Annotated in this window: 15 protein-coding genes; 11 read left to right on the forward strand and 4 right to left on the reverse strand. The window is 52.3% G+C overall.

Annotated features, from left to right (window positions below; translation table 11 throughout):
* The first annotated feature begins 10 nt into the window (after positions 1–10).
* The 3 genes from FH974_RS04305 to FH974_RS04315 all read left to right on the forward strand — a co-directional run bounded on the left by FH974_RS04305 (position 11) and on the right by FH974_RS04315 (position 7,452).
* Positions 11–2,596 (forward strand): sensor histidine kinase, encoded by a 2,586-nt coding sequence (locus tag FH974_RS04305; RefSeq protein WP_047887839.1) that lies wholly within the window; start codon positions 11–13, stop codon positions 2,594–2,596.
* A gap of 750 nt (positions 2,597–3,346) precedes the next feature.
* Complete coding sequence (locus FH974_RS04310) at positions 3,347–4,405, forward strand: efflux RND transporter periplasmic adaptor subunit (protein ID WP_277991779.1); 1,059 nt, start codon at positions 3,347–3,349, stop codon at positions 4,403–4,405.
* 5 nt (positions 4,406–4,410) lie between these two features.
* Entirely contained in the window at positions 4,411–7,452 is a 3,042-nt protein-coding gene (locus FH974_RS04315; protein WP_047887837.1) for an efflux RND transporter permease subunit, read from the forward strand.
* 198 nt (positions 7,453–7,650) lie between these two features.
* Here FH974_RS04315 and FH974_RS04320 read toward each other — a convergent pair whose 3' ends face one another.
* On the reverse strand, positions 7,651–8,331 hold the full coding sequence (locus tag FH974_RS04320) for a TetR/AcrR family transcriptional regulator (protein ID WP_047887836.1): 681 nt from the start codon (positions 8,329–8,331) through the stop codon (positions 7,651–7,653).
* 249 nt (positions 8,332–8,580) lie between these two features.
* On the opposite strand from FH974_RS04320, the gene FH974_RS26420 reads away from it, so the two are divergent.
* The 6 genes from FH974_RS26420 to FH974_RS04350 all read left to right on the forward strand — a co-directional run bounded on the left by FH974_RS26420 (position 8,581) and on the right by FH974_RS04350 (position 16,656).
* On the forward strand, positions 8,581–8,661 hold the full coding sequence (locus FH974_RS26420; RefSeq protein ID WP_084712712.1) for a potassium-transporting ATPase subunit F: 81 nt from the start codon (positions 8,581–8,583) through the stop codon (positions 8,659–8,661).
* A gap of 8 nt (positions 8,662–8,669) precedes the next feature.
* On the forward strand, positions 8,670–10,394 hold the full coding sequence (kdpA, locus tag FH974_RS04330; protein ID WP_047887835.1) for a potassium-transporting ATPase subunit KdpA: 1,725 nt from the start codon (positions 8,670–8,672) through the stop codon (positions 10,392–10,394).
* Between the two features lie 3 nt (positions 10,395–10,397).
* Positions 10,398–12,419 carry a potassium-transporting ATPase subunit KdpB gene (gene kdpB / locus FH974_RS04335; RefSeq protein WP_047887834.1) on the forward strand — a complete coding sequence of 674 codons (2,022 nt, stop codon included), beginning with the start codon at positions 10,398–10,400 and terminating at the stop codon, positions 12,417–12,419.
* A gap of 10 nt (positions 12,420–12,429) precedes the next feature.
* Positions 12,430–13,080, forward strand: a complete 651-nt coding sequence (kdpC, locus tag FH974_RS04340; RefSeq protein WP_084712711.1) for a potassium-transporting ATPase subunit KdpC — start codon at positions 12,430–12,432, stop codon at positions 13,078–13,080.
* 217 nt (positions 13,081–13,297) lie between these two features.
* Complete coding sequence (locus FH974_RS04345; RefSeq protein ID WP_207103502.1) at positions 13,298–15,976, forward strand: sensor histidine kinase; 2,679 nt, start codon at positions 13,298–13,300, stop codon at positions 15,974–15,976.
* Positions 15,973–16,656: a response regulator gene (locus FH974_RS04350; RefSeq protein WP_084712710.1), complete on the forward strand. Its 684-nt coding sequence runs from the start codon at positions 15,973–15,975 to the stop codon at positions 16,654–16,656. The genes FH974_RS04345 and FH974_RS04350 overlap by 4 nt, the downstream gene beginning before the upstream one ends.
* 190 nt (positions 16,657–16,846) lie before the next feature.
* On the opposite strand, the gene FH974_RS04355 is transcribed toward FH974_RS04350, so the two are convergent.
* Positions 16,847–18,508 carry a pullulanase-associated domain-containing protein gene (locus FH974_RS04355; protein ID WP_207103503.1) on the reverse strand — a complete coding sequence of 554 codons (1,662 nt, stop codon included), beginning with the start codon at positions 18,506–18,508 and terminating at the stop codon, positions 16,847–16,849.
* A gap of 925 nt (positions 18,509–19,433) precedes the next feature.
* Between FH974_RS04355 and FH974_RS04360 the strand changes: the two genes are divergently transcribed.
* On the forward strand, positions 19,434–19,943 hold the full coding sequence (locus FH974_RS04360) for a phage regulatory CII family protein (protein WP_047887831.1): 510 nt from the start codon (positions 19,434–19,436) through the stop codon (positions 19,941–19,943).
* A gap of 793 nt (positions 19,944–20,736) precedes the next feature.
* On the opposite strand, the gene FH974_RS04365 is transcribed toward FH974_RS04360, so the two are convergent.
* Together FH974_RS04365 and FH974_RS04370 are read right to left on the reverse strand one after the other, a co-directional pair.
* A complete protein-coding gene (locus FH974_RS04365) occupies positions 20,737–21,735 on the reverse strand; it encodes an HD domain-containing phosphohydrolase (protein ID WP_047887830.1) in 999 nt (332 codons plus the stop codon).
* 20 nt (positions 21,736–21,755) lie between these two features.
* Positions 21,756–25,331 carry an MHYT domain-containing protein gene (locus FH974_RS04370; protein ID WP_207103504.1) on the reverse strand — a complete coding sequence of 1,192 codons (3,576 nt, stop codon included), beginning with the start codon at positions 25,329–25,331 and terminating at the stop codon, positions 21,756–21,758.
* 185 nt (positions 25,332–25,516) lie between these two features.
* On the opposite strand from FH974_RS04370, the gene FH974_RS04375 reads away from it, so the two are divergent.
* Complete coding sequence (locus FH974_RS04375) at positions 25,517–26,560, forward strand: DUF4118 domain-containing protein (protein WP_207103505.1); 1,044 nt, start codon at positions 25,517–25,519, stop codon at positions 26,558–26,560.
* Positions 26,561–26,584 lie beyond the last annotated feature (24 nt).

Raw genomic sequence — 26,584 nt, forward strand, 5'->3', positions numbered from 1 at the left:
AGGAATAAAGATGGAAAAATCCAAAATAAGCACCCAAGCCTGGGTATGGCGCTCAATGGTGAAAACCGGCATCATTCCCCTTATTCTGGTTGAGTCCGTGCTTATCGCGGTTTACTTGATGAGTAACCATTTCATCAGCACTGATAATATGGCGTATATTTACCATCAGGTTAATGAAGAGCTGAAAATATCTTCTCGCCGGGAAACGGATATTATTCGGGAAAAGCTGAAAGCGGTCGAAAACTTAACGGCACTCTACCGGAGTGAAACAGAGCGAGCATTAGCGCAGCGTTTACCGGTGGATAATTTCGAATCGTTACCCGATGAATTTCCTGAGCGATTGCGGGGGCCATTGCAAAATCTATTACCAGAGCCATCAGAGTTTTCGCAAGAGCTATTACAAGAGCTACCACAAGATCTGCTCTCTGAGTTTTCCAATCTCGCGCTGAGTCGTGACGGTGTATTGTACTCTCAGCAAGACTTGGGCGGAGCGGCTTCTTTCTATTCCGCAAAGACGGTCGACAAAGACTGGGGCAAAATTGCAAAACTGGCTCGTCTTGATCCGATGATGAAGCAATTCAAAGAAAGCAATGAGCAGATCGCCTCGGTTTATTTCAACAGCTGGGACTCCTACAACAGAATTTATCCTTGGTTTAATACGGTTGCGCAGTACCCAAGCGATATGGATATCCCCGAGTATAACTTTTATTACTTGGCTGATGAGCAGCACAATCCCGAGCGAGGGATTGTTTGGACGGATGTGTATATCGACCCGGCTGGCCACGGCTGGATGGCATCGTCAATTGCCCCTGTGTATCGCACCGCACAAAATGGAGACCAGGGACTTCTTGAAGGTGTGGTTGGTCTGGATATCACTGTCAGTTCCATTGTTGACAGTATTCAAGAGCTGGCGGTGCCCTGGGACGGCTATGCCGTACTGGCCAGCAATACCGGTATGATCATGGCTTTACCGCCGCAGGGGGAAGTGGATTTTGGGGTCAAGGAGCTCACGGATTACAACTACCAGCAGGCGATCAGCAAAGAAGTGTTCAAACCTGAGTCGTTTAACTTATACAAACGCGAAGACACGGCTGAGCTGAATCAGCATTTACAGCAACGTGAAGAAGGGATCACGCAAATCACGCTGAATGGCGCGAGTAAACTGATCTCCTGGTCGACGATTCCAGAAACGCAGTGGCGGCTACTCTTGATCGTGGATGAAAATAAAATGTATTCCAAATCAAGAAGTCTGGAAGAGAAATACCAGCATATTGGCTATGTTCTGATCGTTGGCCTGATTTCGTTTTACTCGCTTTTCCTGATCTTCATCTGGCGTTCGTCTAAAAAAATGAGTGAGTCTATCGCAGCGCCGTTGTCGCAAATTCAGAACATGGTGGACAGAGTCAGTACCGGGGACTTTAACGTTTCTCATGAGGGATTCAGGCTCAAAGAGATCAATGAGACGGCCAATGCGATTATCCATATGGGGAGTAAGCTGGATACGCTGACCGCCGCGTTGAAAGAGGCGAAGCTGGAAGCTGAAAACGCTAACATGGCAAAGAGTCAGTTTATCTCCACGGTGAGCCATGAGCTTCGAACACCGCTGAACTCGATCCTCGGTATGTCGTACATCCTGTTGCATTCCGAGCTGAATAACGAGCAAAAGAGCAGTCTAATGAAAATCGACAAATCAGGGAGACATTTGCTTTCACTAATCAGTGACATACTTGATTTGTCAAAATTTGATGCGGGTAAAGTGGAAATTGAGCATATCTCTTTTGACCTGCCGTCACTGGTGCACGATGTTCAGGATATTTTTGAATACAAGGCGAAGAAGCGGGGAGTCATAGTACACACCGAGCTAGACCGTTCCATCCCTCCATTGCTGGGCGACCCGCTCAGAATTAAACAAGTGTTGCTTAACTATGTGAGTAACGCCATTAAGTTCACCAACAATGGCGATATTGTGATTCGTGTTGAGGTCGAAGTGCTCTCGGTGGAATCGGTACGGGTGCATTTTAGTGTGCAGGATACCGGGATTGGAATGTCTGACGCTGAACAGTCGAAGATCTTTGACAGTTACCAGCAAGCCGACTCATCAACCACGCGTAAGTACGGCGGTACTGGCCTCGGGCTTGCGATTTCCAAGCATATTGCTGAGTTAATGGGAGGAACCGTGGGCGTTGAAAGCCAATGTGGTTTAGGCAGTACCTTCTGGTTCACGATTGATCTTGCGATTGACCGCACTGGTTCAGCTGCGGACTGTCGTTCTCATGAATTGCCAGAAATCAACATCAAACCCGTGAAACCCGTGCAGTTGCGCTGTGACAGTACCGCGATAGCAGTGTTTGAACAAAAGATACAGTATCTGACACTGTTACTGGAAGAATATGACTTAGAGTCAGAGTATTACTACTCACAGTATCAGCAATGTTTCGATAAGCTCAATCTGGAGCTCAGCCATAAACTTTCCGATGCGGTTGCCACGTACGATTTTGAGAAGGCTTTAGCGATCATTGCGCAATTTGGCATTGTGCTGGAGGAGTACAAAGCAGCACAAGCTTTGTCTTCTGAGCATAAGGGTATGACTTCATAATCCTTGAGTCATCGAACATCACGTTCTGAATAAAAAGGTGTAAGAGAATCTCTTACACCTTTTTTGTTTGGATCGGGCGGCGACCCGAGAGGCTTTGTCTGGTCTGCCTGAAGAGAACCTTTGGTGTCATCCTGAGGTTTTTTTTCAACAACTCATCTAGGTATTCGTCTGGGCATTCGTCTATTCCAACTTCTTCCTGCATACCTTTTTCATCGGCTTGATTTTACATGTCTTATCTTAAGTGTCTGAATTTAAGAGTTTTTGCTGTTTTTGTGTTAGGCGGTTTTAAGAGTGCGTTTAGCCCCAAGGCGTGTGATTTTTACAGAACTCACTGAACGTCTTTTCCTTTTTATTTAAAATAACGACTGTTGTGTTAATTGAATTCATTGTTATAATTCGCCCGAATTACTTGAAGAAAACACTGCTCAATGGTGGTTATGCCGGCTAGAAACCAACAAGCAACGTTTTGAAAAAGTGGTTTTTTTGTCTTTTCGCGCGCAGCCCGTACCAGGATTGGTGCGGTTTTTATGCTGGAGCTGGAAAAGCTTGGCGACCAAACGGTTGGGCCAGATTCTGATGGGGATCCCTCAGGTTCAAATGGCAATTACCGTGACAGGTCATTCCGACCTTATCAATTCAGAGCATCAATTCAGGATATTGATCTGGAGAGCTGAATGTTAAAGAAGTATCCATTTTTCAAACTATTAATGCTGTTTTTCGTCTCAATAGCGACACTCACTGCATGTGATGATGAGGCTGTGGGTGTCCGTGAGGTTTTTTTCGCGCCCGGTGAAATTATTTCAAGTGGGAGACGATAACGCTCAGCGGGTTTTCCGGTTTCCCGGCAGTGTTTCTGCTGCGAAGCAGTCAGATATGGCCTTTGAGGTGGCAGGTAAAATCACGGATTTTCTTGTTACAGAAGGAGAGTTAGTACCAGCCGGCACAGTGTTGGCAAAGCTTGATCCAACAACCCTGGCGGCGGAACGCGATCGGGCACTCGCGGAACGCAATGCGGCTCAAGCGGATTTTGAGCGATACGAGATCGCGTTTAACCGACAGGCCGTGACTAGGCAGCAATTGGATCTTGCGCGGCGAAATCTGGAAGTGGCAACGGCCGGGCTACGTCAAGCGAAGAAAGCGCTGGAGGATACCGTGTTACGTGCCCCGTTTACTGGCCGCATTGCGCGAAAAGTCGTGGAAGACTATGCCAATGTGCAGGCGAAGCAGACCGTGTTGATTCTGCAAACAGACGATGCCTTAGAGATGAAAGTCCACGTTTCGGAAGCGGATTGGGTGCGTAACAAGCGCGTTGAAGATATCGAAACCATCGAGATTAATTCAAATATCAGCGTTGAACTGAGTACGCTGCCCGGCGAGATGTTTCCGGCAAAAATCACGTCTTTTTCCAGCATGGCAGATCCGATAACCCGCACGTTTGAGGTAACGGTGGGGTTTGAGACACCGCAACTTGTCAGTATCAGCCCAGGTATGACCGGAAGTGTGATTTATGAAATGCCTCACGACCCAAATAAAATTAGCCTGTTGGTGCCAACCAACGCGGTTGTCCTGGCTCAGTTTAGCTTGTTGCTGGTCCCGGAAAGTGCGGTGCTTTCCACGGCAGATAAAGTTCCCTACGTCTGGCTCTATGACAAGAAGACTGGCACGGTTTTCCAGCGGATCATCACATTGGGGGATCCGGTTGGGAACAGTATTCATGTGAAAGCGGGGCTTGAACGGGGCGACATCATTGCTGTCTCCGGGGTGCGTTCGCTGGGCGAAGGTTACCCAGTACATGCTCTGAAGGGGTGACAGAAATGGATTTTGCCTCAGTCGCTATTAAAAACCGTATCGTTACGCTGGTCCTTACCGTTGTCATGTTTGTTGCCGGTTTGCACTCCTATTCAAGTATGAGTCGTCTCGAAGACCCTGAATTTACCATCAAAGATGCACTGGTTATTACCCCATACCCAGGGGCCTCAGCGCAGGAGGTTGAGCTGGAAGTTAGCGACGAGCTGGAAAAAGCGGTACAACAGCTTGGCCAACTGGAGCGGGTGACTTCGAAATCAGAGCGGGGCTTATCAACGCTTACGGTACGCATCAAAGACAATTACGACAAAACAACCCTGCCACAGGTATGGGATGAGCTGCGCAGAAAAATCAGTGATGCGCAGAGCGATTTGCCCCCGGGGGCTGGTCAGCCCATTGTGATCGACGATTTCGGCGATGTTTACAGTATTTTCATGGTCGTGACCGGTGAAGGGTACAGTTACGCCGAACTCAAAAATTATGTCGATGACTTAAAGCGTGAGCTGTTGCTGGTGAAAGATGTTGGCAAAGTGGCCTCATTTGCTGAGCGTAGTGAAGCTGTTTATGTCGAGTTTAACCGTAACCGGATGTCACAGTTGGGCATACATCCTGACGCTATTTTGGAATCACTGCGTCAAAAAGGATTAGCGGTTGATGCAGGCCGTGCCGCACTGGGAGCCTCGTTTGTGGCGATTCAGCCAACCGGAGGGCTCCATTCTGTCGCTGATTTTGAGTCACTGCTAATTAGCAGCATCAACAACCGGCAGATTTATCTTCGTGATATCGCCAGTGTCAAACGTGATTATGTCGATCCTATCGGCTCAGAAATTCGGTTTGATGGTCAGACGGGGATTGGCCTGGGTATCTCGACAGTCTCTGGCGGCAATGTGGTCACCATGGGAGAGGCGGTACAGGCCAAGCTGGCTGAACTGGAAAGTCAGCGTCCGTTTGGGGTGGAAATCCGGACTATCTCGATGCAGTCAGAATCGGTCAAAGGCGCCATCTCAGGGTTCGTGAGCAGCCTGATTGAAGCGGCTGCGATTGTGGTGGGTATCCTGTTTTTATTTATGGGGCTGCGGAGCGGCCTGCTGATCGGTTTTGTGCTGGTACTGACGATTGTCAGTTCTTTCATCTTCCTGGATTCAATGGGGGTCGCGCTAGAAAGGATTTCGCTTGGGGCGCTGATCATCGCGCTGGGGATGCTGGTCGACAATGCCATTGTCGTGGTTGATGGTGTGCTGGTGCGCTTACAGCGCGGTAAATCGGCAGAGCATGCGGCGATTGAGGTGGTTAAAGAGTCGGCCTGGCCGCTGTTGGGGGCGACGCTGATCGCGATTCTGGCTTTTGCGGCCATTGGTACTTCACAGGATGAAACCGGCGAGTATTGTCGTTCGCTGTTTCAGGTCGTCATGGTTTCCTTGCTTCTAAGCTGGGTGACAGCGGTGACGGTCACCCCGTTGCTGTGCGTGATGTTCCTGAAAGCGCCAGTAGAAGAGAACGCTGGCGTCGATCCTTATGGGAGCAGGTTTTACCTGCGCTATAAGCAACTCTTGCGGGCCTGTATTCGCCACCGATATCTCAGTTCGGCTTCGGTGATTGGGGCTTTTGCACTTTCACTCTGGGGCTTTACATTCGTTGAGCAGAACTTCCTGCCCAACGCGACCCGTCCGCAATTTATGGTTGACTATTGGTTGCCCCAAGGGACGCATATCGACACCACCCGGAAAGATGCGGCCAAAATTGAACAGCTGTTACTGGAACATGAGGGAGTGACACACGTTACGACCACATTGGGAGAGGGGGCGCTACGCTTTTTGCTCACTTACCAGCCAGAGCAACCCAACAGTGCTTACGCGCAGTTTTTAGTCAGTGTTGATGATGCGGATAAGATTGGCGCATTGCTGCTAGCAATTGAGGCGCAACTGGCCAAGGCGTTCCCGGATTCGCAGGCATATGCCTCAACATTCCAGTTAGGGCCCGGCTCCAATGGCAAGATACAGGCTAGGATCAGTGGTCCGGAACCCGCTGAACTGCGTCGCTTGGCAGAGCAGGTAGAGGCGATTTACCGTCAGGATCCTAACACTAAGTCGATCCGAACAGACTGGCGACAAACGGTCAAAGTGGTTAGGGCTGTTCTGGCTGAGGAGCAAGCGAACATTAACGGCATTACCCGGCCGATGGTCGCGAGTGCGATTCAGGAAGGGTTTCAGGGCGTGACGGCAGGGGTATATCGCGAAGACGATTTGATTTTACCTATTATCGTTCGTGCCGATGAAGCAACCCGAAGCCGTATCGATAATCTGGCTAACCTGCAAATCTGGAGTCCGGCAGCACAGCATATGATTCCGTTGCGACAAGTGGTGAGCGCGTTTGAAACCGGGTTTGAAGACGAAATTATTCATCGTCGTGACAGAAAAAGAACGATTACCGTGTTTGCCGACCCGATAGAAGGCAACGCGACCAAACTGTTTGCCCGTCTTCGCCCACAGGTGGAAGCGTTACCTCTGCCACCGGGCTACACCCTGACGTGGGGCGGCGAGTATGAAGATTCGGCAAAAGCGCAGGTGGGGCTGATGGAAACCATTCCGACCTTTATGCTGGGGATGATCCTCATCACCGTGATGATGTTTAATTCTTTACGCCAGCCACTGGTTATTTGGCTCTGCGTGCCACTGGCGGTGATTGGAGTGACTGTCGGTCTTTTGGCCTCAGGCCAACCTTTTGGGTTTATGGCGTTGTTGGGCTTTCTGAGTTTAGCCGGAATGCTGATTAAGAATGCGATTGTGTTGATTGAGCAGATAAACCTGGAATGTGCCGATGGGAAAAGTTTGTTACCGGCCATTGTTGATGCTGCAGTCAGCCGCTTGCGGCCTGTTTCCATGGCGGCACTGACAACGATGCTGGGGATGGTGCCATTGATTTTAGACGTATTTTTTGCCCCGATGGCGATCACCATTATTGGCGGGCTGGCATTCGCGACGCTCCTGACGATGGTTGTGCTGCCAGTGTTTTATGCGTCCATTTACCGGGTACCGTCGCACCGGTTTTAACTCTTGGCAATAACAAGTTAGTAAACGGATAATCAAGGTAAGTCAGAGGGAAACCAGAGACAGATCAGATGAAGTCCAGAGAATAAACCGGCCGGGTTTTCTTCTACAGAAAGTCCGGCCGTTTTTTATTCCGAGGGTAGTGGCCACTCAGCGGTGTTTTCCAGTAGTGTTTTTCAGCGTTTTTTTCGGGCGTTGTGTTCAGACAGAGCTCGCCGACGGCGGTGCGATCAAGGTCGATACCGTTTGCAGTAATACCTGGACTCGTTCCGGTGTGAACCGCTCTGGCTCAATGGGCATCATCAGTACCCATCCGTCGCACAAAGCACACAGTTGATCGGCAAGCAGCTCGGCCGGAATATCGTTTCGTATCGTGCCTTGCGCTTGCCCTGTCTCCACGATAGACGCCAGCCTCGAGCGAAATTGTGCACTGTGGCGTTGAATCACCGCGGCGATAGCAAGTTCATGGCGGGCATGGGCGAGTAACTGGATAAAGACCAGCCATAAATCCGTTTCACTGGAATCGTTCAAGACCAGCCATTTTTGCAGTAACTTGTTGAGATCCAGGTTCTCGTCATTCACATCGAGCAACGCTGCGAGTTTGCTGAACAGCTCTTCTGCAACGGCGGTGATCATTTCTTCTTTGTTCGCAAAGTAATAGGTCACCGTGCCGGTCGTCCCGCCAATCCGCTTTGCTACTTTGCGCAACGAAGCCCCGGTATACCCTTCCTCGGCCGTCACTGCGATAGCCGCTGCCAGCAATTCAGCCCGTTTCGATTCACGATCACCGACCGGCCTGCCGCGTCGACCGCGCGGTTTGACGGGGTTGTCCGTTTCGGAGTGTTGATTGGTTGGGGAGACGAGTGAACCTGAATTATTCATAAGAGCCATCGAGATCAAAGGGTTAACAGCAGGGTTGTATGCGACTGCCCGGTAAGTGTACTACCGACGGGATCGCATGAACATAGTATACCGCCAAACATCAGTCGGGAGCGGACGGCAACAGCCGAAGCGAGGGGCTGACACCTTACTTTACGAAATCTTTACGCCTTTGCGGTTTTCCTGCCTAGAGAATTTACGCCCGGTTTTCATACCTTTCCATGGTGACTTAATGACTTAGGGAGAATCACAATGGACTGGCTACTGTTAGCACTGTCTGCCTCGCTACTCGTTTATCTTATGTGGGCTGTTTTCGAGCCCGAGAAGTTTTAGGAGGCGCTATGTTAGATATCGTTATTATCTGTTCGCTGGCGCTTCTGCTGGCCATGCCGCTGGGGGCCTACATGACCGGCGTTTTTTCCGGCAAGGCACATGTCAGCGACAAAGTGTTTGCGCCGCTGGAGCGGGGCATTTACCGGTTGCTTGGAATTAATCACACCCAGGGCATGAACTGGCAGACCTACGGCGCCGCTTTTCTGCTCAGTAATCTGGTGCTGGGTGTGCTTGCCTATCTGATCCTCCAGTTTCAGCACATTCTGCCCATGAACCCGGATAACATCGGGCCGCTGTCGTGGGATCTGGCGCTGCATACTGCGGTGTCGTTTCTGACCAATACCAACCAGCAGCACTATTCCGGTCAGGCTCAGCTGAGCTATCTCTCACAGGGCTTTTTGATTGTTACGTTGCAATTTGTGACCCCGGCTATGGGGCTGGCGGTCTGTGTGGCAGTACTGCGCGGAATGCGTGGCGGCCTGAACCGTGACACCGCCAAAGAAGGCGAAGCCCGTGATCTGGGTAACTACTATGTCGATATGGTACGCGGTGTGGTGCGTGTGCTGATTCCGCTGGCCGCCATTGTGGCATTGCTGCTGACGTGGCAGGGAGTACCCAGCAGCTTCAGCGGGGCACAGCCGGTGACAACCTTAGATACGGCTTCGCCGCTGGCAGAGCAACAGGTGCCGATTGGCCCGGTTTCCTCCATGGTGGCTATCAAACAACTGGGCACCAATGGCGGTGGCTGGTATGGCCCGAACAGCAGTAACCCGCTGGAAAACCCGACCCCGGTGAGTAATGCCATTGAAACTATCGCACTGGTGCTGGTCCCGATGGCAGTGGTGTTTATGGCGGGCGGTCTGCTGCGCAATAAACGCTTTTCCTGGATGTCGATCGCGGCCATGGGGGTACTGAGCGTGAGTTTCATTGTCGCCACCGTATACAGTGAAATTCAGCCCAATGCGGCGTTTTCGCAGCTGAGTGCGGCCGGTCCCAACATGGAAGGTAAGGAAGTGCGCTTTGGCCCGGAGCTGTCTGCGCTGTGGGGCACGTTTACCACCCAAACCTCCAATGGGTCAGTCAATGCCATGCATGACTCATTCAACCCGCTGGGCGGCCTGATGATTCGTTCCGGTATGTTGATCAACGCCATCTGGGGCGGGATTGGCTGCGGTTTTGTCAATTTCCTGGTCTATGTCTGGCTGGCGGTGTTCCTGTCCGGGTTGATGATTGGGCGCACGCCGGAAATCTTCGGACGGAAAATTGAAACCAAAGAAATCACGATTCTGGCGAGCCTGATTGTGCTGCCTACCTTCCTGATCCTCGGGCTGACGGCAATCACTGTGGCGTTTCCAGGCTTGAGCGGCACCAGTAACCCCGGCCTGCATGGGATCTCGCAGGTGTTTTATGAATACACCTCCGCCTTTGCCAACAATGGCTCCGGCTATGAGGGACTGGGCGATGACACGCCGTGGTGGAACCTGACTTGTGTACTGGTGCTGCTTGCGGGCCGCTATCTGCCGCTGTTCCTGGCGCTGATTGTGGCGGGCTCACTGGCCAGCAAACGCGTCAGTCCGGTTAGTGCGGGGACGTTGAGACTCGAAAATCCGACCTTCTGCGTCACGCTGGTCGCCGTTATCCTGATTATTAACTTCTTATCTTTCCTTCCGGCCGCTGTGATGGGCCCGATTGGGGAAGCTCTGCAATTGGCTCAGGCCGGGATGGGGAACTGATTCATGAAACAAGAACAAGGACAGGTGATGTCAATGGCTGATATACAGCTGGCAAGTCTGGACGCGCTGAAAAAACTGTCGGCCAGAAGAATGGCCGCGAACCCGGTCATGTTTGTGGTGTGGCTCGGTACGGCACTGAGCGCCGTGATGACGGTGCAGCGAATGCTGTCCGGCAACAGTTTTGGGGTTGAGCTGGCCATTACGCTGATTTTGTTTTTCACCGTCTGGTTTGCCAACTTTGCCGAATCGGTCGCGGAAGCCAAAAGCCGCGGTCAGGCAGCCAGCCTGCGTTCGGCTAAGAAGGCGCTGCGTGCCTGCCGGATGCACGGTGAAAATCAGGAGTGGGTCGAGGCGTCGGCACTGCGCAAGGGGGATATCGTCTGCGTGAATCAGGGCGAGTATATCCCGGCAGACGGCGACATCGTTAAAGGGGTTGCCACGGTCAATGAGTCGGCGGTTACCGGTGAGTCAGCGGCGGTGCTGCGGGAAGCCGGGACTGATCACTCCAGTGTGATTGGCGGCACCAAGGTGCTGACCGGCTGTATCCTGCTGCAGGTCGCCAATGACCCGGGCAACAGTTTTCTGGATCGCATGATCGGGCTGGTGGAAGGAGCACAGCGTAAGAAAACGCCGAACGAGCTGGCACTGACCGTTTTGCTGTCAGCCATGACGGCGGTCTTTGTGCTGATCGTGATCACCCTGCCGCCGATGGCTGATTTCATCGGGGGCGAATTGGACTACGCCATGCTGATTGCGCTGCTGGTGTGTCTGATCCCGACCACGATTGGAGGATTGCTGCCCGCGATCGGGATCGCCGGGATGAACCGGGCCCTGCAAGCCAACGTGGTAGCGAAATCCGGTAAAGCCGTTGAAGTGGCCGGGGATATTGACACCCTGCTGCTTGATAAAACCGGCACCATCACGTTCGGTGACCGTCAGGCCACGGCGTTTCTGGCGGTGCGGGGAGTCAGTGAGGCGGATCTGATGCACGCGGCGGTGCTTTCTTCACTGGATGATCCAACCCCGGAAGGTAAATCGGTCCTGCAACTGGCGGAAGATAAAGGCGCCGTGATCGAAGAAGAACCGCAGGGTGCGGAATTCCTGCCATTTTCACCGAAAACCCGGGTATCGGGTATTCAGTTACCCGATGGCAGCTTGCGCATGAAAGGGGCCAGTGATGCGATGCGTCACTGGGCGACAGAAAGGCACCTTCGCTGGCCGGAGGATATTGATCAGCAGGTAATGTCTGTTGCCCAGAAAGGAGGTACGCCACTGGTCGTCGCCAGCGAGACTCAAGTGCTGGGGGTGATTGCCCTGATGGATGTTATTAAACCGGGTGTCGCCGAGCGCTTTGCCCGCCTACGGGCGCTGGGCGTCAGAACCGTGATGGTCACCGGCGATAACCCGGTGACAGCCGGGGTGATAGCGGCGGAAGCCGGGGTTGATGATTTTATTGCCGAAGCCAAACCGGAAGACAAGCTGGCATTGATCCGCCGTGAGCAGGCCAAAGGCCGCTTGGTAGCCATGGTCGGTGACGGCACCAACGATGCTCCGGCTCTGGCTCAGGCCGATATTGGTCTGGCGATGAACTCCGGCACGCAGGCTGCGAAAGAGGCCGGTAACATGGTGGATCTGGATTCTGACCCGGCCAAACTGCTGGCGGTTGTTGAAGTGGGTAAGCAGTTGTTGATCACCCGTGGCGCACTGACGACCTTCTCGCTGGCCAATGATGTGGCGAAATACTTTGCCATTCTTCCGGCGGTGTTTGTCAGCACCATTCCGGCCATGGCGGCGCTCGATTTTATGAACCTGAGCAGTCCGGCTTCCGCGGTACTGGCAGCGCTGGTATTCAATGCCGTCATTATTCCGGTGTTGATCCCATTGGCGTTGCGTGGCGTGCGGGTGAAACCGATCAGTGCGGAAAAACTGCTGCGAAACAACATGCTGGTATATGGGCTGGGCGGGGTGGTGTTGCCATTCCTGGCGATCAAAATGTTCGATGTCGTGATTGGCACGCTGGTATAGGAACAGAAAAATGAACTGGAATTACCCTCAATCTATTAACGATCTGGATCTGCAAGGCGAGCGTGGCCAGCTGGCATCTGATTCCTGGCAGCATCAGGTGGTGGTAGCGACCAAGGCCAGTGTGATCATGCTGCTGCTTTGCGGTGGCTTGTATACCGGTGGCGTGACGATGCTGGGGCAGTGGTTGTTTCCGCATCAGGCGACCGGCAGCTTAATTCAGGTCAATGGGAAGACATTGGGTTCAGAGCTGGTGGGTCAGGCCTTTGTCAGCGACCACTATTTCCATGGCCGCCCCAGTGCCGCTGGTTATGATCCGATGGCGACCGGCGGCAGCAACTTAGCGTCAGATAACCCGGAACTGCGTGAGCGGGTGGCGGCTGACAGCACGGTGATTCAACGCCGCGAAGGCGTACAGGCGGCGGATATACCGGTCGATATGCTGGCAGCATCCGGTGCCGGGCTGGATCCGCACATTTCACCGCAAGCGGCATACTTGCAGGTGCCACGCATTGCCAGAGAAAGGCAATGGGATGAAGCAAAGGTCAAGGCGGTAATCAGCGCGCACATCGAAGCGCCGCAGTGGGGGATGCTGGGTCAACCCCGGGTCAATGTGCTCAAGCTGAATCTGGCACTGGATGCCATGAGCGCATCTTCGCAATAGTCAGTGAAGGGGAAATTATCGGCGGATGCATCACGAGGAGTAAGCGTCACGCTCAGTCAATAGCGAAAAGCCACACAGGCAGGTCAGCAACATTGCTGACCTGCTTTTCGTCTTTTTGCGGTCCGTCGGTGTTTATACTTTTGCAGCTAATTTCATATGTAAGTTGCCCGTTGATAAGGTATGTTGACGGGCATGAAAATCAGAGGAGAGCCGAACCGTGGATGAAAATGTCCGCTCTCAGCAGGCCGATGCGTTACTCAGTAAGGTCATACATGAGGGAAAAGGCAAGTTAACCGTGTTTCTCGGGGCTGCGCCTGGGGTAGGGAAAACTTATGCCATGCTCAGTGCTGCCAAGGAGCGTTTGCAGCAAGGCACCGATTTAATGGTGGGGTTGGTGGAAACCCATGGCCGGGCGGAAACCGAGGCGATGCTGGCGGAGCTGGAAGTACTGCCGCGCAAACAGGTTAATTACCACAGCACGGTGTTAACGGAGTTTGATCTGGACGGTGCCCTTGCCCGCAAACCGGCCCTGATCCTGGTAGACGAGCTGGCGCATACCAATGTGCCCGGCAGTCGCCACAAGCGGCGCTATCAAGACGTGGCTGAATTGCTGGCGGCGGGTATCGATGTTTACACCACAGTGAATATTCAGCATTTGGCCAGCCTCAACGATGTGGTCAAGCAAATCACCGGTATCCGGGTCAGAGAGACGGTGCCGGACAGTTTTGTGGATGACGCGTACGATATCCGCTTTATTGATTTGCCGCCGCTCAATCTGGTTGAGCGGTTGCAGCAGGGGAAGGTCTATCTGCCGGAATATGCCCGGTTGGCGATGGACACGTTCTTTTCCGTCTCGAACCTGACCGCCCTGCGGGAGCTGGCGATGAAGCGGGTGATCGAGCAGGTGGATGCGAGCCTGATCAGTGAGCTGGAAGCCCGGGCCGAGAAAACCGAGTACATTCTCAAAGACAAACTGCTGGTGCTGATCAGTGCTAACAGCGATCACCGTTATCTGATCCGGATCGGCAGGCAGATGGCCGAGCGGCGGCAGATCCCCTGGACAGTGGTATGGGTCGATACCGGTAAAACCCGTGATCAGAAAAAGCGGACCTGGTTGAATGAGGCCATGGCTGTGGCCGAAGAGCTGGGCGCCACCGTTGAGGTGCTGCGTGGCTCCAGCACCTATAAAAGCATCTTGCCGTTTCTCAGCGAGCAACGGATCAACACCGTTCTGGTGGGGGCCGGTACCCGGCATCGCCTGTTCTGGTGGAAGAAGCGCCTGTATCAGCGGTTGATTGAATCCGGTCTGCCGGTTGAGGTGTCGGTCTATCGGGCGCCGGGACAGCTGGCCGAGCCGCAAGAGCATGACCTGCCTGACTCGCCGCTGGGCGATAAAAAAGGCCACCTGTTTGGCCTGGCGTACACGGCAGTGGCAACGGTACTGGCCGTGTTGCTGCTGGATGTCCTGAGCCGGGGCAATCTGGTACTGCTTTATGTGCTGGCGATACTCGGCATTGGTCTGAAATTTGGTGCCCGCCCGGCCATGGCCACCGCTGTCTGGTCCTTCCTGAGCTTCAACTTCTTTCTAACCGCGCCGATTTATACCCTCAAGGTGACCAATCAGGACGATGTCGCGACCCTGATTTTTCTGATCTGTATCGGTCTTATCAGCGGGCCGGCGGCCTCGCGCATCCGGCATCAGTTTATCCTGCTCAAAGAGTCGAACCGCTATGCCGAAACCCTTAAGGAGCTGGCGCAGGCACTTTCGGTTGCGGATGATGAAAAAGCGCTGTGGAAGTCAATCAGCCGTCATATCGGCCGGGCGCTGGAGGTTAAATGCACCATTGCGTTAACCGGTGATGATCGTCAGAAACGTCTCATCCCGCCGCCGCGGTTTACCCTGCAACAGCTCGACGAATCCGTGGTTGACTGGACGATGCAGCACGGCCATATGGCCGGTCGGTTTACCGATACCCTCAGTGCCTCTAAGGTGACGGTCGTCCCTGTCGTGCAGGAAAATACCGTTATTGCCGCGGTGATTCTGTACTGGGATCCGGCACAAACCCAGTTTGGCAATTTTGAACGTGAGTTGCTGCAAGCGATGTTGCAACAGGCCGCCGGTACTTGGCGGCGGATCCAACTGGTCACGGATCTGGAAAGTGCCCGGGTAAAAACCGAAGTGGAGCAGATCCGCTCCGCATTGCTGTCCTCGGTATCCCACGATTTGAAATCGCCGCTGTCAGCCATGATGGGGGCGGCTGAAAGCCTGCGCATTCTGGATAAACAGCTGAACAATCAAGATCGCTATGAACTGCTTGATACCATTTTGCAGGAAAGCCGCCGGCTGGACAGTTATATCCAGAACCTGCTGGATATGACTAAGCTGGGGCACGGCTCGCTGAAAATAGAGCGGGACTGGGTATCGGTGGATGACATTATCGGCAGCGTGCTGAGCCGCTTGAAACGGTATTTTCCGGCCGTGAAAATCGATTATGTCCGCAGGCACGAGCCGCCGCTGTTGTATGTGCATGCTGCGCTGGTGGAGCAGGCGCTATTCAATATTCTGGAAAATGCGGTGCGCTTTTCACCACAAAGCGAGCCGATCACCATTGTGATGGAAACAACCCCCGAGCGCTGCCGAATCGCTATTGAAGACAAAGGGCCGGGGATCCCCAAAGCCTCGCAGGAGCAGATTTTCAATATGTTTTATGTCGTGGCCGACGGTGACCAGAAAAAACAGAACACCGGAATGGGGCTGGCTATTTGCCGGGGCATGATCAGTGCCCACGGTGGCAAGGTGAGGGCGACAGATGGCAGCCAGGGGCAGGGTACTCGAATTGAAGTAGAACTGCCGTTAGACTATCCGGAACGGGCATTAGGGAAGGTAAGCTCTTGAGTATTAAGATAGTTGTCATTGATGATGAAACCCAGATCCGGCGTATGCTGCGTATTGCGCTGGCCAGTGAAGGGTATGACGTTACCGAAGCTGAAAACGGCGAACAAGGGCTGGCGGCGGTGGTGCGTCAGCAGCCGGATCTGGTGGTGCTGGACTTGGGGCTGCCGGATATGGACGGTCATCAGGTGCTGCAAGAGCTGCGCAGCTGGAGTTCGGTACCGGTTATTGTGCTGTCGGTGCGTAATCAGGACAGGGAAAAGGTTCAGGCGCTCGATACCGGCGCTCAGGATTATGTCACCAAGCCGTTCAGCGTCATGGAACTGCTGGCAAGGGTACGGGTGTGTTTGCGGGACCATATCAAGCCGGAGCAGATGCCGGTACTGGATGACGGTAAGCTGAAAATCGATCTGATGAAGCGACAGGTTTCTGTTAACTGCGCCAGTGTCGATCTGACGCCTAAAGAATACGCGGTACTGGCGATGTTAGCGTCATCGCCCAATTGCGTGATCACCCAGACTCAATTGTTAAAAGAAATCTGGGGTCCCAGCCATACCGCCGATACCCATTACCTGCGTATCGTGATCAGTCACCTCAGGCAAAAACTGGCGGATGACCCGACAGAGCCGACGTATGTCAGGACTGAGTCGGGCGTTGGTTACCGGCTGTGTATTGAGAGTTAGTGGTCGGTGAGCTTTGGCAACTGGCTATTTATGGGGGTAGATTGCCTCAGCCATATGACACGGTTTTGTTCACATCTGTGTTAGGTCTCAGACTCGATAAGTAACAAGATAGGCAAACAAACAACGCGATGGTTGAGGCAAGCTGTCTAGCGAGTTAGGCTCGGGTTATCCCAGCGTGTACCTGAAAATATCAGTTGCTGGTAATCCCCTGAGCCCCATACCTGGCTTGATAGAAGTATCTTGCATTAAGGTCAATGGTTTGGTTTTGCTCAACCGACTTCTCCTCGCCTTTGTGGAAGATGACATTCGCGCACCCGGTGTTGTTTTCTTTAATCTGCAGTTCAAAGTACAGGCCTAATAATGGGTCGAAGCCTGCGGGTTGCAAAGGCTGCTCCCAGCTGATTGTACTGAGCTGGGAGTCCATGATTGCATCACAGGTTGCGTCATTCCAGACTTGCATTCCCCAGCCGGAATGCGCCTCCTCCGGTAACATCTGGTAGTTCTCATCTTCAATCTGGAAGTAAACCAGCGCAGTGCTGTTGAGGGTTTCGGTATCTTTGGGCTCTTTTTCAACGGCTGTTAACTCGGCATACAGACGCGTGGCCAAATTGGGTAAATTCGGAATCTCATCAATTCCTAGTCTGGCTGTCTTATCCGCCATTGGCGCAAGGGAAATAAAACGGGTTTGTCCCCAGTCCGGTGTTTCGTATAACAGGTGGCCAAAGCGGTATTCCTGGCGTGTTGACGAGCTAGGAATAAGGTCAAGCAAGAGGAAACCAGCATCTTGGGGATCAAATCCGCGAAGTATGTACGTGCCGGATTCAACATAGTCATTCCAGTAATCCCCTGAGCAGTTCTCGTTGTCCGTCAGGCGGGTCGTCAGGGTGTAGTTTGTTTCTGTCAGCGACAACTGAAAAGACGGCGATTGTGTTTCTGCCGGGTTGCAGTGATAAGCGCTTTCCCAATTGCCGTAAAGCTGATCCAGTTTGTAGGCTTGGCGGATATTTTTCCATGGACTGTCAGCCGGAATCGCAGTGCTGTCAGGCATGTTGGTCAGATTGCCGACATTGTCCCTGTAGCGATTAAAATCGGCCAGTTCAGCGACGACCGGGGAGTAGATTCTGGCGCTGCTGTCAGAGATTTTCACAATGCCGATACCGGGTGAGAACCAGAGATCCTGAAGGACAGGTACCTGCGTTCTGAAGGTGCCATCTCCTTGTGGGCTGTCGCTCTGATAGGCATCGTCAGGCAAGGCGACAAACACATCCAGGTTAAGGCTGTACTGAACATGTAAGGCTTCATAACGGCCAGCCGGGGTCTCGATGGTCTCAATTCCTTTGTATGACCAGGACAAGGAGTACTCGCCATAGGTACTGCCGGCGTCCGGGGATATGGTGACCTGCATTTGCTGACGGGAGTTAATGCCTCCCTCGGGCGTTATGACACTAAATTCCGGCAACAGCAGGGCTGGGGCAGTAGACAAATCCATATCTACCTTATAGTCGGTGTTGTTTTCGGTGACTTTGTCGAAATGCAGGTGTTCGATGGACAGCGTATTTCCCTGATAGCGTAAGGTTTGCCGGTATCCGCTGTGATCCCAGGTCAGATCGACAGTTTCTTTACCGTTGGCTTGCTTGATGGCACTGCTTGAAAGCGAAAGATTTTCACCCGAATCTTTGACCGTATAACGCCAGACTGCGCCCTGCTCTGCAGGTAAATACGGACTGGAAAGGCGGGTTACCGACGAGGAGGCTTTGTGGTCGGTGTCTGTACCGTCACCGCCGCCGCCTCCACCTCCACAACCCGCCATTGAGAGAGTGGCTACGCAGAGCAAGATACCTTTTAGCTTCATAAATGAGTTCCTTACAAAAAATCCTCCGGCCTTAAACAAAACGGTGTTCAATACCGGGTTGAACGGCTCGCTGGTACATACTGCACAGGCAGTGGTTTATGGTATCTGTACGATGCAGACGGCGGGCGATGATGTATTGGTTATCCTGTGTGAATGTATTCAGTCAGGACAACGCTGGTCATTGGTTTGCGTTTCTTCATCGGTCAGGGCGCAGGGCAAGCATGAGGCCTACGTTATTGCACAAATCGCTCGTACAAATTTTCGAGCAAAGAAGGAACGGAGTCTTGCCAATACCGGCGACACATTTTTTTACAAAATAATTCAGGTGGTCAATACATCATGCGTGTTTTGGTGCATAACATGATTGGATTCTCACTCGGTGGTGAATCAAAAGTGTGGGATGAAACACGGTGATTACCAATTATTAACACTTGAGCGTTAATGAGACGGCGACGGAGTGGAGAGATGGTGCCTCAGTATGATCAATGGGAGGTTGTGAGATGACCAACTTGTGATTAATACAGGTTGCGACTGATAGCGGGGTGGGGAATAAAAGCAGGGGGCAAGTAAAGAGAATGAATAACAATGGATAAGGTTGCTCCTCCCGCGACCTGACGGAAAAAGATCTGCGTAGCTGAATGTGAATCAGATTGACTCTTGCCACAGAAGAAAACTACTCAATCCTTGTTGTTTGTATTATCATTAACGGTTGGTACATTGATGAATGGGATATTCACTGTGTTTACCTTTTTATCGCATAACGCGATATCTGATTATTAAAAATAACTCATAGTAAATTGTATAAAAATAAATATTGAAATGGAAAAGGTTATATCTGGGGGTGAAAATAGGATTATATCAAAATTAATATTTAAACATATAAACTCATCATATTTACGTTAATTAATATTGATAAAAATTATAAATGAATAAAGAATACCGTGAATCCAGCTTTTACCGAGCAATTCATCACCAGGCAAAGTCAGTAGGCATCGAAAATATCTTTCATCAGATAAAAGATCGCAGTGGTAAAAAACTGAGTGCGCGTACCTTTTCAAACAAGCTGAATCCTAGTCAGGAAGCCCATCAGTTGACAGTACAAGAGCTAATGCTGATGCTGGAAGTGCTCCAGGAAGACGAAAAGCATGTTTACATTCTGGAAGAGATGCTCCGGGTCTTTGGCATGAAGTGTAAGCGCCATAACTCGGAGGAAAGCTATGACATTACCTATCGTAACGTCCTGCATGCCTGGATGGACTGGGATAAGGAACGGGGAGACGTACAGCAGGAGATCCGCGATGCGCTGGTGGACGGTAAAGTCAGTGCGAATGAGTTAGAAGAGATCAAAAAAGAAATGGATCAGGATATATCCGCCATGACTAATTTGCGGGATATGTTGGAGTTTGCTTGTTCTCAAAATCTGACGATTAAATAAAACTGATAATGAATAACAAGGGGACAGTTTACGTCCCCTTTTTATCACAGATAAGTGAATTAAATTTTAATTGTATCGCCACAGTGGTAACAGCGATGAACTTCTTTATACACCAAGCGTTGCCAGAAAGTCCGCTTTACTCTATAAAAACGTTTATGTTCACAAACCATGTGTGCCTCACTGAGTCAGTATATATATGAGTTAATGTGTTTTTTATTTTTGGACTTGGCGGTAAACTAACTGCTTATCCATTTTTGATATGCAACTCATATTAATGATTTTATTTATTGTGGATACGTGAATCGTTGCTTGGCTTTCACATTTACAAATAACCATATAAATAAAGGCGGATTTGATTGAAAAAACAGCGATAAACCATGCGTAAAATATGCATGAAAAAGACAATGTTTATTGCTGGTTAACAGTCAGTGAATTTAAAAAATCGAATGAAAAATCAGCAATGATTTTTCGGGTAATAAAAGGAAAAAGCGAAGAAAGATAAAGAGAAGAAAGATAAACAGAAGGCAAAACTTGCCCAGAACTGGCCTCAAGGCATGCTCCATCAACACGGATGAAACCTGATGAAGGAAATAACCCCAGTCAGCTGGTATCCATTGCCATAAGTATGGTGCTTTTCAGGAAAGCCCCTTTTTTCCCGAGGTGGTCTTACCCGCGCTAACGGTCACTGACCTGTGCCGCTAAAGTGATGAGCGGCAACAGGTAAGCAACAGCTAAGTTTTCAAGGCAAGCAATACATCTCAGCACCAGAGCCAGAATGTCAGGATCTTCGTTGTCAGGCGAATTCCGGCTCCCGCCACTGCTCTTTGACTTCCAGCAGTTTCGGTAGACACTGAAAAAAGACCTCGACCAGATTCGGATCAAAGTGCTTACCGGATTCCTCGCGAATTAACTGGGTGGCCTGCTCGACGGGCCAGGCGGATTTGTACGGGCGCTCGCTGGTCAGGGCATCAAACACATCTGCGATAGCCACGATCCGCGCCGCAACGGGAATGGCATTTCCTGTTAGGCCTGTGGGATACCCGCTGCCGTCCCATCTTTCATGGTGATACAGGGCAATATCCTTGGCGATGCGCATCAGTGAGGAGTCGGGGGTACCAATGATTTCAGCCCCGATTTCAGTATGGCGTTGCATGACTTGCCACTCATCCGGTGTCAGTTTGCCGGGTTTTTGCAAAATGGCATCGGGGATGCCGATCTTACCGATGTCGTGCATTGGGGCGGCATGTAAAATCTCTTCCGCCTGATGTTCGCTGAATCCGGCGGCCAGCGCCAGAATCTGGGCGTAGCGGCTCATCCGGATCACGTGTAAACCCGTTTCATTGTCACGGTATTCGGCTGCCCGGCCCAGACGCTGCACGATAGACAGGCGGGTTGATTTCAGCTCATCCACCCGTACCAGCGACAAATGGGTTTTGACTCGGGCCCGAACAATTGCCGGTCGCACTGGCTTCGGAATGTAGTCCACGGCCCCCAGCTCAAACCCTAAGGCTTCTTCATTTTCGCCGGTTAATGCCGTCACAAAAATGACCGGTATATGGCGAGTGGATTCCTTGAGTTTGAGCTCCCGGCAGACGTCGTAACCGGATTGATCGGGCATCATGACATCCAGCAGAATGAGATCAGGCTCTTCAGTGGCGGCCAGCGCTAATGCGCGTTGCCCGTCTTTGGCAAACAGCAGCCGATAAGTACCGGCTAAGATATTTTTGAGTACCTGCAGGTTGGCGGGCTCGTCATCCACCACCAACAGGGTTGGCTTGTCGTCCAGTCGCATGATTCAGTTAATTATTCTTGTCATTGTGTATCGAAAATAGTGTGTGTTGCGCTTGCTTGATGTTGTGTTTTTGACAGGGGCCGGTTGGTCCGGTCGTCGGTATTGGCATCACAGAACGGGGTGAGTGCCTTTGCCGCTAACTCGGGCTCAAAATCGTTTAATGCAGCAGCCACGTTGTCGGCCACTTCTGACGGAAGTTTAGGCCGGATCTGCGCATATAAGGCATCGGGAATTTCTCCTTGATGCAACAGAGCAATGAAACGGTTCAGCAGGTCGATATCCGGCTTCTCCAGAGTGTCGGACCCTTGCTTGGTGACTGCTGTCTTCGAAGTGTGATCAAGAAACTCAGCAGAGTGTGACAGGGACGCGTTGAGCTCTGCCAAGGCCACCGTCAGTTGTTGCTGTTGCGTGGACAATGCGTTGTGCTCACCTTGTTTCCAGGCGGCCTCCAGTGCGGTTAGGCTTTGGGTCAATGTGTTTAGCCCCAGGTTGGCTGCCACGCCCTTCAGGCGATGTATCGTCGGCAGGGGCGCCTGTTCATCAGGGGCATGAGCCAATTCGTCGGGCGGAAGTGTCTGTTGAGCCAGCCTTTCAAGATGCGTGCTTTCGCGCGCGATAAAGTGCTGGATTGCCTGCCGGTGATTGACCGTACTTCCCCAAAGCTGAGAGCCGCGGGCAACGTCGATGATCGGTGCAGATGCGGGTAACGGGATATGCAGGGACGGGCGATGTCCGCTTTCTACGTGTGTCTGTTCACTCCCCGGACTCGTTGCATCGGCTAAGTCACTGTCCTGGTTGCTACTGCCTTCATCGCTAATGCCCTGATCGTGGTCACCCCTGATGTTCTTTTGCGTGACTCTGGCAATATCGGTGACTTTGGCAATTTCGGTATAGAGCGCCTCAATATCAACCGGTTTGGTACAAAAGCCGTCCATGTCTGACTCACAGGCCCGCTCTTTGGCGTGTTGGGTATGGCTGGCTGTCAGGGCAATGATTGGTGTGCGTGCCTGACCCGACAACTGCTCCTGCAGACGAATTACCCGGCAGGCGTCATGGCCGTTCAGGCCCGGCATCTGGATATCCATCAGAATCACATCGATCGGGTGTTGGCTGCAAAGTTCAATGGCTTGCTGGCCGCACTTAGCGCAAAGCACGTGATGTCCTTGCTTCTCAAGATGGCGGGTGAGCAACTGTCGGTTCTGCTCAACATCATCGGCGATAAGAATACGCAGGGGCGGGAGGGAGGCGGTATGGCTTTGCGGCGAAGGTACCGCTTTCCCTTCGATCGCGGGCAGCGGCAGACTGACGGTAAACGTCGAGCCCTGATTGGGAGTACTGCAAACATGGATGGTACCGCCCATCAGAAGGGCCAGTTGCCGGGCGATGGTGGTGCCCAGGCCGGTGCCGCCAAACCGGCGGGTCATACTGGAATCGGCTTGCGAAAACGGTGCAAAGATTTTATCCAGCCGATCTGCCGCAATCCCGATACCACTGTCTTCCACCACGATGTTGAGGATGGGATCCTGCTTTGGATTCTGAACGCCAGCAGGGGCTGGCAGCTGGACAGATAAACGGACAAATCCCTGCGGGGTAAATTTAATCGCGTTACTCAACAGGTTCATGATGATCTGCCTGATCTTCAGGGCATCCCCCAGAAAATGATCGCCGGTGCTGGCGTCATAGTGCAGGCTCAGATCCAGCCCTTTTTGACTGGCTGACAGTGACAGGGTGGCGACGACTTGTTCACATAACTGTCGCAGTGAAAAAGGCTGCCGTTCCAGCTCGGTTGAGCCATTTTCCAGCTTGGCGGAGTCGAGAATGTCATTGAGTAGTTCAAGCAGTGACTGTGCGGAGCTGCGGACGATCGTCAGGTTTTTCTTTTGCTCGTCATCGACCGGCGTCGACAGCAACAGATCGGTAAAGCCCAGAATGGCATTCATTGGTGTGCGAATTTCATGGCTCATATTGGCCAAAAAGGCACTTTTGGCCTGTGCCGCTTGCTCTGCCTGATCTTTGGCAGTCAGCAGTTCGGTTTCCATCTGTTTGCGATCGGAAATATCCAGCAAAATACCATCTGCCCACTTGAACTGGCCATGTTGCCCGAAGATTGTGGTGCCATGTTCTTCAACCCAGCGCCAGCTGCCATCCAGGTGAGAAATTCGGTACTCAATGGTGTAGGAGCGGTGTGCGGCAATGGCCTCATTGATGGTGCGCATTACCGGCGCAATGTCTTCCGGGTGAACCAGCTGTTTCAGGTGAACCCGTCCCTCCATAAAGTCGCTGGCCTGCCTGCCGGTGAGTGGTTCAATGGCATCACTGACAAACAAGGTGGTCCAGTTGCTGTCCCACAAACAGCGTAAAGTGGTGCCGGGAATATTTCCCATTAGGGTCCGGTACTGCAATTCACGCAATTGGAGCTCGCGTTCGGTTGCCTTCTGCTGGGTAATATCAGAGATGAAGCCGACAAAATTCAGGGTGTTTTTATGGCGAGATTCCCCCACTGCCAGACGAATGGTGATCAGCTCACCGTTTTTGTGTTTGGCCTGTACTTCACGTCCGGCACCGATAATCTGCTTTATACCGGTTTGCCGGTAGTTTCGCAGGTAGCTATCGTGGTTGCCCCGGTGCGGTTCTGGCATCAGCATTTTGATATTTCGACCCAATACTTCGGCTTCACGGTAGCCAAAAATACGTTCTGCTGAGGTGTTAAAGGACAGGATGGTGCCTTTGGGGGAAATCTTGATGATGCCGTCCACGGCAGTATCAATCATGGCTTTCAGTTCTGCTGTGGTTTCCCGGCTTTGGCTCAGCAGCAGGCGGTAACGGATGATGGCATTGACAGCGGCAATCAGCAGGCTAAGGGAAATAGTGACAATCGCGACGGTGAATCCCAGGGTGTAGTGCTGCTGGCTGGTGGGGTTGAATTGAGGATCGGCGTTGCCGACAAAACGGGTGGCGGCCATGGCGGTATAGTGCATACCGGCAATGGCCAGCCCCATCACGATACTGGCGATAAACCGTATCTGATAACCCGGTAGCGACAGCTTCCGCCTTAATCCGAAGCTGATCCACAGTGCCAGTGTCGCTAGTGCGATGGCCACCACAATTGACAGGGTGAAATACACGGGTTCATAGCGCAGCTCCGGTGCCATTATCATCGCAGCCATGCCAATGTAATGCATGGCGCCGATGCCGACACCGACCATGATCCCGCCAGCGATGAGCAGCGACGGCTTCACCGTATGTCTGGCCAGCAGGTTTAGCGTGACCCAGGCCGCCAGGAGGCTGGGCAGGAGGGAAAGCAGAGTGATACCGGGATCATATGCAACAGTGGTACACAAGGTAAACGCCTGCATACCAATAAAGTGCATTGCCCATACCCCGAGCCCGAGTGACGCTGCGCCAGTGGTCAGGTGAATACGCTGCATGACCGGAGAGGCTTTGCGTTTTGCCGCTGCGGCCAAAGTTAATGCCATGTAGGAGGCACCAATCGCGATCAGCAATGAGAGGACAACCAGTGGTGTGTCATGATGTCCCATTACCAGCAGGGAGGCATCAGGTTCACCGGTAATAAAAAAATGCTGAAGTTGGATCATGCCAGAAATAATAGCCAGTACTTACTTATGGTGTCGGATAATACTTGATTGAGTCTGAAATCAATAGAGAAAGCTCTGTGCTGTTACCTGCATTTTTTACGCTTTCTTTACGCGGGCAGAGAACGGGATTTTGCTAGAGTAACGTCACTTAATAAGAGCCTGAGTTGATATTGAGGTCGCTGATTGTGGAGTTTCGCCCCGGCATTTTTTCGTTCTCTGTGATTGCAGTAGCGCTGCTGATCAGTTGTCTGTCAGATTATCTGGCGGCATCGACGGCGGTTGTCCTGTTAATTCTGCAGTTAGGGGTTGTGCTGGTTGCTATGCGGGTGAACCGCCGCTGGGCATGTCTGGGAGCGATCTGCAGCGCGCTGAGTTTCAATTACTTCTTTACGGCTCCCCGATATTCTTTTCAGATGTTTCACCTGGAGGATGTCGTCAATCTGGGCGTGTTTCTGCTCGTCGCCCTCATCATCAGTCAGCTGGCCAGCCATTTTTGCCAGACCAATCCAGCCCGATCCCATCGTCATCGGTATCCGTTGCTGTCGGCGCAAGTCTCTTCCGATCTTCAGACGTCCCTGGCTGCCGTAAATCGAGCGCTGGAGAAGATACATCGGGATAGCTCCGGGTTGAACCGGCGGCAGGCAGGGCTGCTGCATCAGGCGATAACCGAATCATGGCGGCTGCAGCGGCATCTGCAAACCCTCGGGCTGGCCCATCAGCTGGCGTTAGCCGTCAGGGGAAATACCCACGTTCAGGCGAAGAATGTGTCATCCGTTGCTATGGTACCTCTTCTGCACCGTGTCATGGCGCAGTTTCCGGGGTGCTGCCAGAGACTGGTTATTAATGCCGATACGGAGTTGCCCGCCGTTCAGGGGGATCCCGCGTTGCTGGAGCTGGCAGTGGCGAACGTGATGGACACTTTACTGGCCGCGGTAGCCGATAACACAGCTCTGTGTATCTCGCTGAGCGCTGAGTTTCATCCGGCAGAATCTGCCCTCGGGCTACCGGAGATGCTCACGGCGGAGTTCCAAGGCCCGTTTTCACATCATGCGTTCGACGAGGATCCGGACTTCCCGGCATCCGGTCTGGCTATCGCCCGTGCCATTATTCGGGACAGTCAGGGATGCTTTGAGCTGTTCCCTGCGCAGCCTGACAAAGAGAAAGAACAAGATACAGTGTTGCGTGTCTGGCTCCCGATCTCCCAAAGGCCCTGCTTATCAGTACGTTGAGGCTAGGCAGAGAAGGTTCAGCGG

Origin of the sequence: Photobacterium ganghwense, assembly GCF_017329545.1 — a bacterium.
Taxonomy (GTDB): domain Bacteria; phylum Pseudomonadota; class Gammaproteobacteria; order Enterobacterales; family Vibrionaceae; genus Photobacterium; species Photobacterium ganghwense.

Excerpts from the sequence above, each read along its gene's own strand:
- kdpA (WP_047887835.1), top strand. The coding sequence starts at position 8,670 with ATGTTAGATATCGTTATTATCTGTTCGCTGGCGCTTCTGCTGGCCATG.
- FH974_RS04310 (WP_277991779.1), top strand. The coding sequence starts at position 3,347 with ATGAGGCTGTGGGTGTCCGTGAGGTTTTTTTCGCGCCCGGTGAAATTA.
- FH974_RS26420 (WP_084712712.1), top strand. The coding sequence starts at position 8,581 with ATGGACTGGCTACTGTTAGCACTGTCTGCCTCGCTACTCGTTTATCTT.
- kdpB (WP_047887834.1), top strand. The coding sequence starts at position 10,398 with ATGAAACAAGAACAAGGACAGGTGATGTCAATGGCTGATATACAGCTG.
- FH974_RS04355 (WP_207103503.1), bottom strand. The coding sequence starts at position 18,508 with ATGAAGCTAAAAGGTATCTTGCTCTGCGTAGCCACTCTCTCAATGGCG.
- FH974_RS04365 (WP_047887830.1), bottom strand. The coding sequence starts at position 21,735 with ATGCGACTGGACGACAAGCCAACCCTGTTGGTGGTGGATGACGAGCCC.
- FH974_RS04315 (WP_047887837.1), top strand. The coding sequence starts at position 4,411 with ATGGATTTTGCCTCAGTCGCTATTAAAAACCGTATCGTTACGCTGGTC.
- FH974_RS04305 (WP_047887839.1), top strand. The coding sequence starts at position 11 with ATGGAAAAATCCAAAATAAGCACCCAAGCCTGGGTATGGCGCTCAATG.
- kdpC (WP_084712711.1), top strand. The coding sequence starts at position 12,430 with ATGAACTGGAATTACCCTCAATCTATTAACGATCTGGATCTGCAAGGC.
- FH974_RS04370 (WP_207103504.1), bottom strand. The coding sequence starts at position 25,331 with ATGATCCAACTTCAGCATTTTTTTATTACCGGTGAACCTGATGCCTCC.
- FH974_RS04320 (WP_047887836.1), bottom strand. The coding sequence starts at position 8,331 with ATGAATAATTCAGGTTCACTCGTCTCCCCAACCAATCAACACTCCGAA.
- FH974_RS04360 (WP_047887831.1), top strand. The coding sequence starts at position 19,434 with ATGAATAAAGAATACCGTGAATCCAGCTTTTACCGAGCAATTCATCAC.